Below are 15286 nucleotides of genomic sequence, written 5' to 3'. Positions count from 1 at the left end.
GGTTCGAGGATGAACTACTTGGGTAGCCTGCGTATACTGGCGCGCATTACGTATTTGGTTCGAATTCACGGAGCGTCCTGCATGTCCGGCAATACCTACGGCAAGCTGTTCACTGTCACCACCGCGGGCGAAAGCCATGGTCCGGCGTTGGTCGCCATTGTCGACGGCTGCCCGCCGGGCCTGGAGATCTCCCTGGAGGATCTGCAGCGTGACCTGGATCGCCGCAAACCCGGCACCAGCCGCCACACCACCCAGCGCCAGGAAGCCGACGAAGTCGAAATCCTCTCCGGCGTGTTCGAAGGGCGCACCACCGGTTGCGCCATCGGCCTGCTGATCCGCAACACCGACCAGAAGTCCAAGGATTACTCGGCGATCAAGGACCTGTTCCGCCCGGCCCACGCCGACTATACCTATCACCACAAATATGGCGAGCGCGATTACCGTGGCGGCGGTCGCAGCTCGGCCCGTGAAACGGCCATGCGCGTGGCGGCCGGTGCGATTGCGAAAAAATACCTGGCCACTCAGGGCATCGTCATTCGTGGCTACATGAGCCAGCTCGGCCCGATCGAAATCCCGTTCAAGACCTGGGATTCGGTGGAGGAGAACGCCTTCTTCAGCCCTGATCCCGACAAAGTCCCGGAGCTGGAGGCCTACATGGACCAGTTGCGTCGCGACCAGGATTCGGTTGGCGCGAAGATCACCGTAGTCGCCGAAGGGGTAATGCCGGGCCTTGGCGAGCCGATCTTCGACCGTCTCGATGCCGAACTCGCTCACGCGCTGATGAGCATCAACGCGGTCAAAGGCGTGGAAATCGGCGCCGGTTTCGCCAGCGTTGCCCAACGCGGCACCGAGCACCGCGATGAAATGACCCCGCAAGGTTTCCTCAGCAACAACGCGGGCGGCATTTTAGGTGGCATTTCGTCGGGTCAGCCGATCGTCGCGCACCTGGCGCTCAAGCCAACCTCGAGCATCACCACGCCGGGTCGTTCCATCGACATCCATGGCAACCCGGTGGACGTCATCACCAAGGGGCGCCACGACCCGTGCGTCGGCATCCGCGCCACACCGATCGCCGAAGCGATGATGGCCATCGTGCTGATGGATCACCTGTTGCGTCACCGTGGGCAGAACCTGGACGTGCGCGTGAGCACGCCGGTGCTGGGTCAGCTTTAATGGCTGACCTCACAGCCGCTGCGGTCTAAGGACAGTGGCGGCGCTCCCGTACTGGCGGCTCTCCAGTTTCTATCTGTTCTATTTCGCCTTGCTCGGTTCGACAGCGCCGTTTCTGGCGCTGTACTTCGATCACCTGGGCTTTTCCAGCGCGCGCATCGGCGAGCTAGTGGCGATCCCGATGCTGATGCGCTGCGTGGCGCCGAATATCTGGGGCTGGCTCGGTGATTACACCGGCCGACGCCTGGCCATCGTGCGCTTCGGTGCAGTCTGCACGCTGCTGACGTTCTCGCTGATCTTCATCAGCAAGACCTACGCCTGGCTGGCGATGGTCATGGCCTTGCACGCGTTTTTCTGGCACGCGGTGTTGCCGCAGTTCGAAGTCATCACCTTGGCGCACTTGCAGGGCCAGACTAACCGCTACAGTCAGATCCGCCTGTGGGGTTCCATCGGTTTCATCATTACCGTGGTCGCGCTCGGACGGCTGTTCGAAGGGTTGAGCCTGGATATCTATCCGCTGACGCTGGTGCTGATCATGGCCGGGATCGTGGTGAGCAGCCTGTGGGTGCCCAACGCTCAACCGGTTCAGGGTGAACGACCGGCGGGGGACGGTTTTCTCAGGCAGTTGCGCAGTCCCGGGGTGTTGGCGTTTTACGGTTGCGTAGCGCTGATGCAAATGAGCCACGGTCCTTATTACACCTTCCTGACCTTGCACCTGGAGCGACTCGGGTACAGCCGTGGGCTGATCGGCATGCTCTGGGCGGTCGGTGTGGTCGCCGAAGTCTTGATGTTTCTGGCCATGAGCAAGATCCTCGCGCGCTTCTCCGTGCGACGGGTGCTGCTGGCAAGTTTTCTGCTGGCGGCGTTGCGTTGGTTGTTGCTCGGTTCGTTCGCGGAGTTCCTTTGGGTGCTGTTGTTTGCCCAGGTGCTGCACGCGGCGACCTTCGGCAGCTTTCACGCGGCAGCCATCCAGTTCGTGCAACGTAGCTTCGGCGCGCGCCAACAAGGGCAGGGCCAGGCGTTGTACGCCGCACTGGCCGGCACCGGCGGCGCACTGGGTGCGTTGTATTCCGGCTATAGCTGGAATGCCCTCGGCCCCGCATTGACCTTTAGTATTGCCAGCCTCGCAGCCTTCGCGGCAGCCGTTATTATTGCCACACGCATGCAAGAGGACAGACCGTGAGCCTTGCGCGTGCGCTGCGGCAGATCGAGGCCTTTGAATTTTTGTTCGAGTGCGAGTTGAAGATGCGCTCACTCTTGAACCATAAAAAGCTGAACCGTTAAGGAGTTGCCAAATGAGCAGCCTGTCCGTTTACCACGTCTCAAGCCCTGACTTGCCTAACAAGGTGCTGACGCATGTCGAAGACATCGCTTCGACCCTGGCCGAGCAGGGTGTGCGTTTTGACCGCTGGCAAGCCGCGGCGAAAATCCAGCCCGGCGCCAGTCAGGAAGAAGTGATCGCCGCTTACCAGGAGCAAATAGACAAGCTGATGACCGAACGTGGTTACATCACAGTCGATGTCATCAGCCTGAACAGCGATCACCCGCAAAAAGCCGAATTGCGCGCCAGATTTCTCGACGAACATTGCCATGGCGAAGACGAAGTACGATTTTTCGTCGCCGGGCGTGGCTTGTTTTCCCTGCACATCGGCGATTACGTCTACGCGGTGCTTTGTGAGAAAAACGACCTGATCTCGGTACCGGCTGGCACCCGGCATTGGTTCGACATGGGCGAGCATCCGCATTTCATCGCGATCCGCTTGTTCAACAACCCTGACGGCTGGGTGGCCAATTTCACCGGCGAAGACATCGCCAGTCGTTTCCCGCGTCTTGAAGACTGAGGCGATGCCCTGTAGGAGCTGAGATCAGGGATCGAAGATCAGAAGCAGGGATTGCGCAACGTCAGAAACAAAACAGGCCGTGGAGCGAAAGCTCTCACGGCCTGTTTGGTTACAGCCCCGGAACGGTTTAAGCCGAGTGATACGTCGGCAGGGCAAACCGTTGCTGGCTTTGCAGCATGGAAATCTGCGGCAGTTCGCTGGCCTGTTCGGCGATGTCACGGCGAATGGCGCTGATCACCCAGGACAGCTGATCACCTGCATGCAGTTGCTGGTAGGAAATCGAGCGTTTGAAGACTTTGCCGTCGGCGCTGCTCAAGGTCAGCAAAATGCCACCATCCGGACGTGGCTGGGTGGTCACTTCGAAGTTGGAGAACAGGGACGAAAATTTTTCTTGTATCAGGTTCATGTCTATCAGCTCCGTTAGCTCTTGAATGGCAAGCATGCAGAGGTAGTTGCAGTGATTGTGCCAGCACCTGATTTTTTAAAAATACTTATATATCAACAAGTTAGTTTTTCAGTGTTTTCGCACTTTCGTGCAATCTGCATGAATGGCCATCGTGCATCCTGCATTTTGCGTGGTCGACATCGATTCGATGGAACCAATTGCCCGGCACAAGCTCGCGATTACGAATGCCGCAGACGTGGATACAAATCATTTCAAAAACCGCGTGTACAGCTCAGGAACCGCTGACGTATTTTCGGCCTCAATCAACGCCGCCCGAACAATAAAAAGATCGACCGGGAGCAACCATGAGCCGCACGCCAAACGACACGATTACCTGGAGCATGATGCTCCGCAAGCTGCCTTCCATTGCCAAAGCCATTCCGCGTGTGGTGAAGGGCATGAAAGCCGCCAACGTCAAGGACCCGACCCAACCGTGTGGCCTGGGCTGGAGCTTCGAGCAAGCGACGTTGCGCAATCCCGATGGCCCGGCATTGCTGCAGGGCGAAGTGGCGCTTACGTATGCTCAGGTCAACCAATGGGCCAATCGCATTGCCCATCATCTGATTGCCCAAGGCATCCGCAAGGGCGATGTGGTGGCGGTCTTTATCGAGAATCGCCCGGAACTGCTGGTGACGATCCTGGCAGTGGCCAAGGTCGGCGCGATCAGTGCCTTGCTCAATACTTCTCAGACCCGCGATACCCTGGCTCACAGCCTGAACCTGGTGGCACCCGCGGCGATCATCGTCGGAGAAGAGTTGGTGCCGGCGTTTTCGGCGGTTCGCGAACGGGTGTCGATCGAGGCGACGCGCAGCTGGTTTGTCGCTGATCGAGACACCTTCAGTCATCCGGGCATTGCGCCCGACGGGTTCATCAACCTGATGACCGCCAGTGCCGACAGCTCCAGCGCCAACCCCGCCAGCAGTCAGCAGGTTTTTTTCGACGACCCTTGTTTCTATATCTACACCTCGGGCACCACCGGCTTGCCCAAGGCCGGGGTATTCAAGCACGGCCGCTGGATGCGCAGCTCCACGAGTTTCGGCCTGATCGCCCTGAATATGCGCCCGGAGGATGTCGTCTATTGCACCTTGCCGCTCTATCACGCCACCGGGTTGTGCGTGTGCTGGGGCTCGGCAATCAGTGGCGCCTCGGGCTTTGCCATTCGCCGCAAGTTTAGCGCGAGTCAGTTCTGGAGCGACGTGCGCAAGTACCGCGCGACCACCCTCGGTTACGTCGGTGAATTGTGCCGCTACCTGGTGGATCAACCGCCCAGCGCCGACGACAGCCAGCACCGCGTGACGAAGATGATCGGCAATGGCCTGCGCCCCGGCGCATGGGGCGAGTTCAAGACACGATTCGGGGTCAACCATATCTGTGAGCTGTACGCCGCCAGCGACGGCAACATCGGCTTCACTAACATCCTCAACTTTGACAACACCGTCGGTTTTTCCCTGATGTCATGGGAGTTGGCGGCCTACGACCACGACAGCGGCGCGCCGATTCGGGATGCCAGCGGATTCATGCGCAAAGTCGCCAAAGGCGAGCAGGGGCTGTTGCTGGCGAAGATCGATGACAAGGCACCGCTGGACGGCTACACCGATCCGCAGAAGACCGAAAAGGTTGTGTTGCACGACGTGTTCAAGAAGGGCGACCGTTACTTCAATACCGGTGACCTGCTGCGCAACATCGGTTTCGGTCACGCGCAATTTGTTGACCGGCTGGGAGATACCTTCCGCTGGAAGGGCGAAAACGTCTCGACCACCGAAGTCGAGAACCTTCTTTTGCAACACCCGCATATTTCCGAAGCCGTGGCCTACGGCGTGGAAATCCGCAACACCAACGGGCGTGCCGGGATGGCGGCGATAACGCCAGCCGAGTCCCTGGCGACCCTGGATTTCAGTGAACTGCTGGCGTTCGCCCGTGAGCAAATGCCCGCCTATGCGGTGCCGTTGTTCCTGCGGGTGAAAGTGAAAATGGAGACTACCGGTACTTTCAAATATCAGAAGACCCGGCTCAAGGATGAAGCCTTCGACCCCGGCAAGACCGGTGATGATCCGATCTATGCCTGGCTGCCAGGGACCCAGACTTACGTGCAGGTCACTCCGCAGTTGCTGGCGGATATTCACGGCGGCGCTTTTCGTTATTGAATGCAGCGCTATTGAATGTGGCTATGGCCGTCCATGAGAAAAAAGAAGTGACAGCCTCGGGGCTGCTCGGGAAACTGTCGGCTTTGCGAATAACAGAACGTGGAGTGCCCAATGTCCGACCAAAGCCGCCAGATGTCCCCCGAAGAAGCCGCTGAATTTGCCGAACAGGTATTCAACAAGGCGCGTGAGGGCGATGCGGCCATGATGGCTGCGCTGTTGACCAAGGGCCTGCCGCCGAACCTGCGTAACCACAAGGGCGATACGCTGCTGATGCTGGCCGCTTACCACGGCCATGTGGAGACGGTGAAAGTCCTGCTCGAACACAAGGCCGACCCGGAAATCCGTAACGACAACGGCCAGAGCCCGATTGCCGGCGCGGCGTTCAAGGGTGATCTGGCGGTGGTCAAGGCACTGGTTGAAGGCGGCGCGCAAGTGGAAGGTTCGTCCTTCGACGGTCGCACTGCGCTGATGATGGCGGCGATGTTCAATCGCGTGGAAATTGTCGACTACCTGATCAGCAAAGGCGCCGACCCGAAAGCCAAGGACGCCAATGGCGTGTCTGCGCTGGATGCCGCCAAGACCATGGGCGCGGTGGATACCACGGCGCAGTTGCAGAAACTGCTTGGCTAACGGCTCAAGGAATTCTTGAGGCAAACGAAAACCTGTGGCGAGGGGGCTTGCCCCCGTTGGGTGGCGAAGCCGCCCCAAACCGGTTGCCCGCGTTTTTCAGGAAGACTGCATTCATCGGTTTTACGACTGCTTCGCAGCCGAACGGGACGGTGCGGCGTTCCGACAAGCCCCCTCGCCACAGGACGCCCACTTACCGCAAAGGGTGTTTCTGAATCAGCCGAGGCATCAATACACCCAAACCTCAACCCGCCGATTCTTGATTCGTCCTTCATCTGCGCTATTGGCCGCCACCGGCATCTCGGCGCCAAAACCACGAATCTCGCGAAACACCACGCCGCTTTTCACCAGTTCCCGCCGCACCGCCATGGCGCGCAGTTTCGACAGCAGATCGGCCCGCGCCGGATCACTTTTGGCGTCGCCAAACCCCACCAGTGTCACCTGCCGATTGGTCTTCTCGTGCTGCTGTATATAGTCGAGCACCCGCGACAGGTCCTGCCGCGCCTTGTTGTCCAGCATCGCACTGCCTTCTTCGAAACGGAAATTAACGGTCAGGCGCTGGGCATGGCGACTGAGCGCCTGATAACCCTCCGGCATCAATGCATTTGGCGTGACCGTCATGGCCTGGACGGTCTGGGCGATAAAACCATTGGCCGCGACAATCGCCTGACCTTTGCTGCTTTGGGCAAACGCCACCAATGCGGCGGCCCAAGGGTTTTTGCCGTTGGGCGGTAGGTAAAAGAACAGCCGGCGCGACAATGGATAGTCTTCCGTGGCGATCAAGCTGTTGAGCGGCAACATGGCTTGGGATTGGCCATCGGCAATCGCCACGGCTTTGGCCTGACGCACGTAAGGCAGGCCGATGAAGCCGATCCCTTGCGGGTCCAGGCTAACCGCGTCGGACAATTGCTCGCTGGATTCGAACCGTTTCGCAGCGCTGCTCAGCGTTTTCCCACGACGACTGAGGACCAATTCCTTGAACGTGTCGTAGGTGCCCGATTGGTCATCCCGCGCATAGAGATGAATCGTCCCACCGCTGCCGCCGAGTTCTTCCCAGGTTTTTGCTTCGCCGCTGAAGATTCGCGCCAGTTGTTCGGTGTTCAGTTCACTTAATGGATTTTGCGGATGAAGGATGATCGCCAGGCCGTCGATGGCGATGACCTGCTCGGCGCCGGCGCTTTTAAAATCGCCCAAGCGTGCGAGGTCTGCCCGTTCGCTGTCCTTGATCGGACGCGAGGAGGCGGCGAGGTCGGCGGTGGCGGTTTTCAGGGCGGTGAAACCGGTACTGGAACCGTGGGCCGCAATATCCACCGCGACCCGGCGGCCCTGATCAGTTTCACCGATGACGCGCAGTTCGTTGGCTTTGTCCGGGGCCTCGCTGTGAACCTTGAGCAGGCCCTGTTCGCGCATCAACCCTTCAACCAGCGCCGGGCCCAGTGCCGCGCCAATGGTGTTGGAACCCTGGATGCGCAGCACCGGGCCAGTCTTGGGCGTCGGCAATGCGCCAGCCGAAGCCGTCAGCGGCAGCCAGGCGCACAGCATCGACAGGAACAACACGCGCAGCGTCATGCCGGCACCTTATAAGCCAAAGGAAGTGCCGGGAGAATAAGTCAGTAAGGTTTCTGAAAGATGACAGGGTGTGACGGATCGTTCCCACGCAGAGCGTGGGAACGATCAGCGAAACCGGATCAGCTCAATTCAAGCCAGATCGGCGCATGATCCGACGGTTTTTCCATCCCGCGCAGTTCGTAATCCACACCTGCGTCCTTCACCCGTGGCAACAACCCGTGGGACGCCATGATCAAGTCAATCCGCAGGCCACGCTTGGGCTCATCCTCAAAACCGCGGCTACGGTAGTCGAACCAGCTGAAACGGTCGGCCACTTCCGGGTTCAAGTGACGGAAGCTGTCCACCAGGCCCCAGTTCTTCAGCCGGGCCATCCACTCGCGTTCTTCCGGCAGGAAGCTGCATTTGCCGGTTTTCAGCCAGCGTTTCATGTTGTCCGGGCCGATACCGATGTCGCAGTCTTCAGGGGAAATGTTCACGTCGCCCATCACCACCACTGGCTGATCGTTGCTGAACTGGCTTTCCAGCAACTGCTGCAGATCGCTGTAAAAACGTTCCTTGGCCGGGAACTTGGTCGGATGATCGCGGCTTTCGCCCTGTGGGAAATAGCCGTTCATGATGGTCACCGGCACGCCATTGGTGTCGGCGAACGTGCCCCAGATGAAGCGGCGCTGAGCGTCTTCTTCATCGGTGACGAAACCTTTGTGCAGCGCGATAGGTTCCTGGCGCGAGAGCAGGGCGACGCCGTAATGACCTTTTTGACCATGGAAATACACGTGATAGCCCAGCGCCTGAACCTCGGCCAGCGGGAATTGGTCGTCGTGCACCTTGGTTTCCTGCAGTCCGATCACATCTGGCTGATGCTTTTCGATCAGCGCCGCCAGCTGATGAGGGCGAGCGCGCAGCCCGTTGATGTTGAAGGAGACGATCTTCATGGTCGGCAGTCCTGGCAAAAGGGCGATGCTAGCTGACATGTAGGAATGGGGCCAGTGTTGGGGTGAGGGGATTCACTGTGTTCTGTCAGATCTATATTGGCGGTGAGGGCCCCTTCGCGAGCAAGCCCGCTCCCACAGGTTAGGAGTCTGGTCTATACCTTTGTGGGAGCGAGCCGGTTCCGGGCGGCGTTCCGACGATGGCGGCATCACAACCAACACTGATTCGGATCAGCAAGGAACTGTGCCAGCGCTATAGGCTCGTAACCAGAAGAGCGCAGTCATCTGACCTGTGCCAGGGGAGATCAACCGTTATGCCCGAAACTTCCACTGTCATCGCCGATATTCACATGCTCGACAGCGGCTATTCCCGCGAAGCACGTTCATTGCTGTACCAGGCTTACCGGCATGAGCCGACGTTCGGCTACCTGTTCGAAGCGGAGCGCCCCGGTTATGAACAGCGGGTCCGCGCCACCGTGCGCGAGCTGGTCAAACAACACTTTCTTCAGGACTTGCCGGCCATCGGCCTGCTGGTCAACGACCGGTTGATCGGCATCGCGTTGATCGCGCCGCCGCAACGTCGCCTTGGCATCACAGAGAGTTGGGCCTGGCGTCTGCGCATGGTGCTCAGCACCGGGTTTCGCTGCACCCGACGCTATCTCGAGTATCACGATGCGGTGATGGCTTGCGTGCCGTCCGACTCGGTACACCTGCTGCCATTGCTGGGGGTTCATCCGCAATTCCAGGGCAAACACTTCGGCGAACAATTGCTGCAAGCGGTGCACAACTGGTGCGCGGTGGATGAGCACTCCGAGGGTGTGATCCTGGATACCGGGAATCCTCGTTATCTGGAGTTCTATAAGCGTCAGGGCTACGAGGAAATCGGTGAGGTCGCCGTAGGACCGATTCGCGAACACGTGTTTTTCCACGCCAATCCGCAGGTGTTACAAACAGCAACGGCATAAAGGTCGAACTTTCGGTGCACGCCAGGCTCTATCACGCTCCCAAGCTCGTGATAGCATCCGCGCCTATGAAGTTTCCAGGAAGAATTACCAGTGGCGCGCTGATGCTGATTACCAGCTGCGCGGCACTGGCGCAAAGTGAATTGGATGTGCGGATCAAACCGTCCAACGATGAACTGAAAGCCAATATAGAGGGCTATATTGGCAACCTCGGCGATCGAGACGAAGAAGCCTTGCTGCGCTTCAGTCGTGGCGCCGAAGAACAGGCGCGCAAGGCCGCCCAGGCCTTGGGTTATTACCAGCCGCAGATCGACTCGGATGTGAAGGGCGGCAAGACGCCGCGCCTGGTGCTGAACATCGAGCCCGGCGAGCCGGTGCATTTGCGCAACGTCACCATTCGCGTCGACGGCCCTGCTGCCTCCCTCAAATCATTCCGTGTGCCCAAAAGCAATACGCTGAAAACCGGCGCAGTGCTTAACCATGGCCATTACGAAGACGCCAAGCGCCTGATTCAGAATCAGGCCTCGCGTTTTGGCTTTTTCAGTGGTTATTTCAGCAGCCAGAAATTGTTGGTCGACCCGCGAGCCGGCGTCGCCGATATCGAACTGGTCTACAACAGCGGCCCGCGTTATTCATTGGGCAAAGTCAGTTTTGAAGGGGACACGCCGTTCGACGAGGACCTGCTACAACGCATGGTGCCATTCAAGGAGGGGGCGCCTTACGACTCCGAACTGATCGCTGAGCTCAGCCAGGCCATGCAGTCGAGTGGCTATTTCGAAAGCGTACGGGTGGATGCGGCGCCGACGGCGTCCAAGAACGACGTGATCCCGGTGGACGTCAAACTCGAAACCCGCAAACCACGGACCATGGGTCTCGGGCTGGGTTATTCCACCGACGTCGGCCCACGGGTCAAGGCCAACTGGACGCGGCACTGGGTCAACCCTCAGGGGCACAGCTATGGCTGGGAAACCGAAGTCTCGGCGCCTCGGCAGAACGTCGGTGTGTTCTACGACATTCCCCTGGACCCGCCGCTGACCGACAAGCTGCGGTTCGCCGGTGGCTATCAGAACGAAGAAATCGCCGACAAGGACTCCCTGAGCAAACTGCTGACCATCGGTCCCGAGTGGCACAGCAAGCTGCCCAGCGGTTGGCAGCGAGTGGTGTCGCTCAAATGGCAACGCGAGGAATACAGGCTTGGTGACGACTCGGGGCTCAGCACGTTGCTGATGCCTGGCGTCAGCTATTCCTACCTTAAAAGTGATAACCGCATTGACCCGCACAACGGTTATCGCCTGGAATTCGAGACCAAAGTGGCCAAGGAAGGTTTGGGTTCCGACACCAACCTGCTTTACGGCACCGCGTTGGTGAAGGGCTTGACCACGGTCTTCGACAAACACCGCTTCCTCGGTCGGGTGCAGGTCGGCGGCAGCGCCACCAACGGCTACAAATCGGTACCACCATCGCTGCGCTTTTTTGCCGGTGGCGATCAGAGCGTGCGCGGCTACGACTATCAGAGCCTGTCCCCGGAAAACTCCGAGGGCGACCGCATCGGGGGCCGTTACATGGTTGCCGGCAGCGTCGAGTATCAGTACTCCGTAGCCGAAAAATGGCGGGTCGCGACGTTCATTGATCAGGGCAACTCCTTCAATACCCTCGAACTGCCGAACCTCAAGACCGGCGTCGGTATCGGCGTGCGCTGGGTTTCTCCGGTAGGGCCGATTCGCCTCGACCTGGCCCATGCGATGGACGACGACGGCGGCATTCGACTGCACTTTTCCATGGGGCCTGAGCTGTGAAGCGTGGTTTGAAAATAACGCTGTTGGCGATTCTGGCGCTGCTGATGCTGGTCGTTTTGACCGTGACCACCGTGCTGGGTACGGCGACGGGCAGCCGCTGGGCGTTGGGGTTCGTGCCGGGTCTGACCGTGGAAAATTATCAGGGCCGATTGGGCGGACAGTGGAGCGCCGACCGTGTGTTGTGGCAGCAAGACACCAGCCGGGTTGAGCTGAGCAAGGTGATTTTCGCCTGGTCGCCGCTGTGCCTGACGCGTATGGCACTGTGCATCGAGCAACTGAAGGCCGATCAAGTCAGCCTGCAATTTCCACCGGGCACGGATGAAGACAGCAGCGGTTCGATCGAACTTCCGGACCTGGATTTGCCGCTGGCCATCGAACTGGGCGACGTCCAGGTCGGCAGCCTGCTGTTCAACGGCAGCGAAGAACTCAAGGGCCTGCAACTGGCGGCGCACTGGACGGCCAACGGTCTGCAGATCGATTCCGTTCATTTGCAAAGGGATGACCTGAGCCTGAATCTTTCAGGCCTGCTGCAACCCAGCGGCAACTGGCCGCTCAAGGCGCAAGGCCAACTGACCCTGCCAGCCCCCGGCACCGCGCCTTGGACGCTGGCCCTGAAGGTCGACGGCGATCTGCTGAAAACCCTGAACCTGAAAGCCGACAGCAGCGGTTACCTGAACGGGCAATTGACCGGGGAGCTGCAACCACTGGTGGAGAACCTGCCGGCCAAGGCACGGATCACCGCTGACGGCTTCAAGCCCGGTGCCGATCTGCCGGACACCCTGCAACTCAACCAACTGGAACTCACCGGCGACGGCGACCTGAAAAACGGTTACCAGTTGCTCGGCAAAGCCACGTTGCCGGGCGAAAAAGGCCCCGTCGCGTTGTTGCTGCAAGGCAAGGTCGACGCCAATGGCGCTCAGATCGCCGGACTGGACCTCACGGCCAACGACAAGCAAAGCCTGAAGCTCACCGGCAACCTCGACTGGAGCAAAGGCCTGAGCGCCGATGCCAAAATCGACTGGCTGGATTTCCCGTGGCACAGCCTCTATCCACTGATCGACGAACCTGAAGTGGCATTGCGCAGTTTCAATGGTGAAGTCTCCTACACCGACGGTAAATACCTCGGCAGCTTCAAAGCGGCACTCGACGGCCCGGCCGGAGAATTCAGCCTGACCAGCCCGTTCAGCGGCGACCTGACGAAAATCTACCTGCAACAATTTCAACTCGAAGCCGGGCAGGGCAAGGCCGAAGGGCACCTGAACCTGCAATTCGCCGATGGCATTGCCTGGGACACGGCGCTGGACCTGTCGGCGATCAACCCGGCGTACTGGGTCGCGGAGTTGCCGGGTATCCTGGCCGGACCGTTGCGCAGCAAGGGCGAGATGAAGAATGAAACACTCAGCCTGACGGCTGATCTCGACTTGAAAGGCAAACTGCGCGGTCAACCGGCAGTGATCCAGGCCAAAGCCGATGGCGGTGGCGAGCAATGGAACCTCAGCGCGCTGCAAGTTCGCCTCGGCGACAACAGCATCAACGGCAAGGGCAGCCTGCAACAGAAGCTCGCCGGTCAGATCGATATCAAGCTGCCGCGCCTGGCTCAGTTGTGGCCGCAACTGCGCGGTCAGCTCAATGGTCGCGTCGATGTCGCCGGAACACTCAAGGCCCCGCAAGGCAAGCTCGGGCTGCAAGGCACGCAACTGGCCTTCGAAGACAATCGCCTGCAAAGCCTGAATCTGGACGCCACCCTCGATAGCGCGCAACGGGCGAAAATCGACCTCAAGGGCAGCGGCATTCGGGCTGGTGAAACGTCACTGGGGACGCTGACCGCCAGCGGCCAGGGCGATATCAAAAACCAGAAACTCGCCCTCGACCTGCAAGGGCCGAAGCTAAAACTCGCGCTCGGCCTCGACGGCAATCTGGACCAAGGCAATTGGCGTGGACGCCTGGCCAGCGGCGATATCCAGGCCGGCGGTCAGGACTGGAAGCTGCAAGGTCCGGCGAAGCTGGAACGGCTGGCGGACGGCAAGATCAACTTCGGCGCCCATTGCTGGACATCCGGCCCGGCCAGCCTGTGCGGTGAGGACCAGCGCCTGATGCCTGAGCCGAAGCTGCGTTATCACCTCAAACAGTTCCCGATCGACAGCCTGGCGCAGTGGTTGCCCAAGGATTTCGCCTGGAAGGGCCGGCTCAACGCCGACCTGCAACTGGACCTGCCGGCCAGCGGCCCGAACGGCCTGATCAGCGTCGATGCCAGCGGCGGCACGTTGCGCATCAAGGAAAAGGACCAGTGGCTGGACTTCCCGTACCAGACCCTGAAACTCAACAGCAAACTCACGCCCAAGCGCATCGACACTGACCTCAATTTCGTCGGCGGCAAGCTGGGTGAACTGATGCTCCAGGCGCAGATCAATCCGTTGCCGAAGGACAAGCCACTGACCGGCTCGTTCCGCCTGAATGGTCTGGACCTGTCGGTGGCGCGGCCATTCGTGCCAATGGTCGAGAAACTGACCGGACGCTTGAATGGCAGCGGCACGCTCGCCGGTACGCTGCTGGCGCCGCAGGTCAACGGCAATCTGCTGCTCATCGACGGCGAGATTTCCGGGCCTGAACTGCCGATGGACCTCGAAGCGCTGCAACTTCAAGCCGTGATTGCTGGCGAAACCGTGCAATTGAACGGCGGCTGGAAAAGCGGCAAGACCGGGCAGGGCACTTTGAGCGGCAACATCGCCTGGGGTCAGGCATTGGTGGTGGATCTGGCGCTCAAAGGTACGCAATTGCCGGTCACCGTCGAGCCCTACGCCAAGCTGGAAATGGCGCCGGACCTGAAGATTTCGGTGAAGGACGACAAACTGGCGATTGTCGGCAAGGTATTGGTGCCCAAAGGCGAGATCACCGTGCGCGAGTTGCCGCCATCGACGGTCAAGGTGTCCGATGACACGGTGATCGTCGGCCAGCAGACCGAAGAGGGCAAACCCCCGATGGCCATGGCGATGGATATCGATGTGGTGGTCGGCCAGGACAAACTCAGCTTCGCCGGGTTTGGCCTGACCGCCAACCTGCAAGGTCATGTGCACATCGGCGACAACATGGACACCCGCGGCGAGCTCTGGCTCAACGATGGGCGTTATCGCGCCTACGGTCAGCGGTTGACCGTACGCCGGGCGCGTTTGCTTTTTGCCGGCCCGATCGATCAGCCGTACCTGGACATCGAAGCGATTCGCCAGACCGACGACGTGATCGCCGGCATTCGCCTGAGCGGCAGCGCCGAGCAGCCGACCACACAGATCTTCTCCGAGCCGGCGATGAGCCAGGAACAGGCGTTGTCCTATCTGGTGCTGGGGCGCCCGCTGAGCACCAACGGTGAGGACAACAACATGTTGGCTCAAGCGGCGCTCGGGCTGGGCTTGATGGGCAGTTCGGGGGTGACCAGCGGCTTGGCGAAAAACCTCGGGATTCAGGATTTCCAGCTCGATACCGAGGGTAGCGGCAACGCCACCAGCGTGGTCGCCAGCGGCAATATCTCCGAGAAGCTCAGCCTGCGTTATGGCGTTGGCGTGTTCGAACCGGCCAACACCATCGCCTTGCGTTACAAGCTGAGCAAGAAGGTCTACCTCGAAGCAGCGGGCGGCGTGGCCAGTTCGCTGGACATCTTCTACAAGCGGGATTTCTAAACCCCCGCGCGGTCCCTGTGGCGAGGGGGTTTGTCGGAACGCCGCATCGCCCCGTTGGGCCGCGTAGCGGCCCCAAAACATGCAACTTCATTCCTTGATCGTTCCCACGCTCCGCGTGGGAATGCAGCCCGG

Annotated in this window: 11 protein-coding genes; 8 read left to right on the top strand and 3 right to left on the bottom strand. The window is 60.0% G+C overall.

The window, feature by feature from the left end; all coding sequences use genetic code 11:
- The first annotated feature begins 81 nt into the window (after nt 1-81).
- From aroC to PFAS1_RS01505, 3 genes are all read left to right on the top strand, one after another.
- Nucleotides 82-1173: a chorismate synthase gene (gene aroC / locus PFAS1_RS01515; RefSeq protein ID WP_074878277.1), complete on the top strand. Its 1092-nt coding sequence runs from the start codon at nt 82-84 to the stop codon at nt 1171-1173.
- Nucleotides 1174-1207: 34 nt separating this feature from the next.
- Entirely contained in the window at nt 1208-2353 is a 1146-nt protein-coding gene (locus tag PFAS1_RS01510; protein ID WP_076027951.1) for an MFS transporter, read from the top strand.
- Between the two features lie 112 nt (nt 2354-2465).
- Nucleotides 2466-3011: a 1,2-dihydroxy-3-keto-5-methylthiopentene dioxygenase gene (locus PFAS1_RS01505; protein WP_076027950.1), complete on the top strand. Its 546-nt coding sequence runs from the start codon at nt 2466-2468 to the stop codon at nt 3009-3011.
- A 127-nt stretch (nt 3012-3138) separates the two neighbouring features.
- On the opposite strand, the gene PFAS1_RS01500 is transcribed toward PFAS1_RS01505, so the two are convergent.
- A complete protein-coding gene (locus PFAS1_RS01500) occupies nt 3139-3417 on the bottom strand; it encodes a DUF3509 domain-containing protein (RefSeq protein WP_076027949.1) in 279 nt (92 codons plus the stop codon).
- Between the two features lie 344 nt (nt 3418-3761).
- Here PFAS1_RS01500 and PFAS1_RS01495 point away from each other — a divergent pair, with 344 nt between their 5' ends.
- Nucleotides 3762-5600 carry a long-chain-acyl-CoA synthetase gene (locus tag PFAS1_RS01495; RefSeq protein WP_076027948.1) on the top strand — a complete coding sequence of 613 codons (1839 nt, stop codon included), beginning with the start codon at nt 3762-3764 and terminating at the stop codon, nt 5598-5600.
- A 111-nt stretch (nt 5601-5711) separates the two neighbouring features.
- Nucleotides 5712-6230: an ankyrin repeat domain-containing protein gene (locus PFAS1_RS01490; protein ID WP_056740408.1), complete on the top strand. Its 519-nt coding sequence runs from the start codon at nt 5712-5714 to the stop codon at nt 6228-6230.
- A 225-nt stretch (nt 6231-6455) separates the two neighbouring features.
- Here the strand turns inward: PFAS1_RS01490 and PFAS1_RS01480 are convergent, their stop codons facing one another.
- On the bottom strand, nt 6456-7796 hold the full coding sequence (locus PFAS1_RS01480) for a substrate-binding domain-containing protein (RefSeq protein ID WP_076027946.1): 1341 nt from the start codon (nt 7794-7796) through the stop codon (nt 6456-6458).
- Between the two features lie 119 nt (nt 7797-7915).
- Nucleotides 7916-8728, bottom strand: a complete 813-nt coding sequence (xthA, locus tag PFAS1_RS01475) for an exodeoxyribonuclease III (RefSeq protein WP_076027945.1) — start codon at nt 8726-8728, stop codon at nt 7916-7918.
- 311 nt (nt 8729-9039) lie between these two features.
- Between xthA and PFAS1_RS01470 the strand changes: the two genes are divergently transcribed.
- The 3 genes from PFAS1_RS01470 to PFAS1_RS01460 all read left to right on the top strand — a co-directional run bounded on the left by PFAS1_RS01470 (nt 9040) and on the right by PFAS1_RS01460 (nt 15154).
- Nucleotides 9040-9690, top strand: a complete 651-nt coding sequence (locus PFAS1_RS01470; RefSeq protein WP_046047485.1) for a GNAT family N-acetyltransferase — start codon at nt 9040-9042, stop codon at nt 9688-9690.
- 65 nt (nt 9691-9755) lie between these two features.
- Nucleotides 9756-11483: an autotransporter assembly complex protein TamA gene (locus tag PFAS1_RS01465; RefSeq protein ID WP_076027944.1), complete on the top strand. Its 1728-nt coding sequence runs from the start codon at nt 9756-9758 to the stop codon at nt 11481-11483.
- A complete protein-coding gene (locus PFAS1_RS01460) occupies nt 11480-15154 on the top strand; it encodes a translocation/assembly module TamB domain-containing protein (protein WP_076027943.1) in 3675 nt (1224 codons plus the stop codon). The genes PFAS1_RS01465 and PFAS1_RS01460 overlap by 4 nt, the downstream gene beginning before the upstream one ends.
- Nucleotides 15155-15286: the final 132 nt, after the last annotated feature.

The sequence above is a fragment of the Pseudomonas frederiksbergensis genome, assembly GCF_001952935.1.
Taxonomy (GTDB): domain Bacteria; phylum Pseudomonadota; class Gammaproteobacteria; order Pseudomonadales; family Pseudomonadaceae; genus Aquipseudomonas; species Aquipseudomonas frederiksbergensis.
Note: the sequence above shows the minus strand (reverse complement) of the source record. Positions and strands in the feature narration are given on the sequence as shown.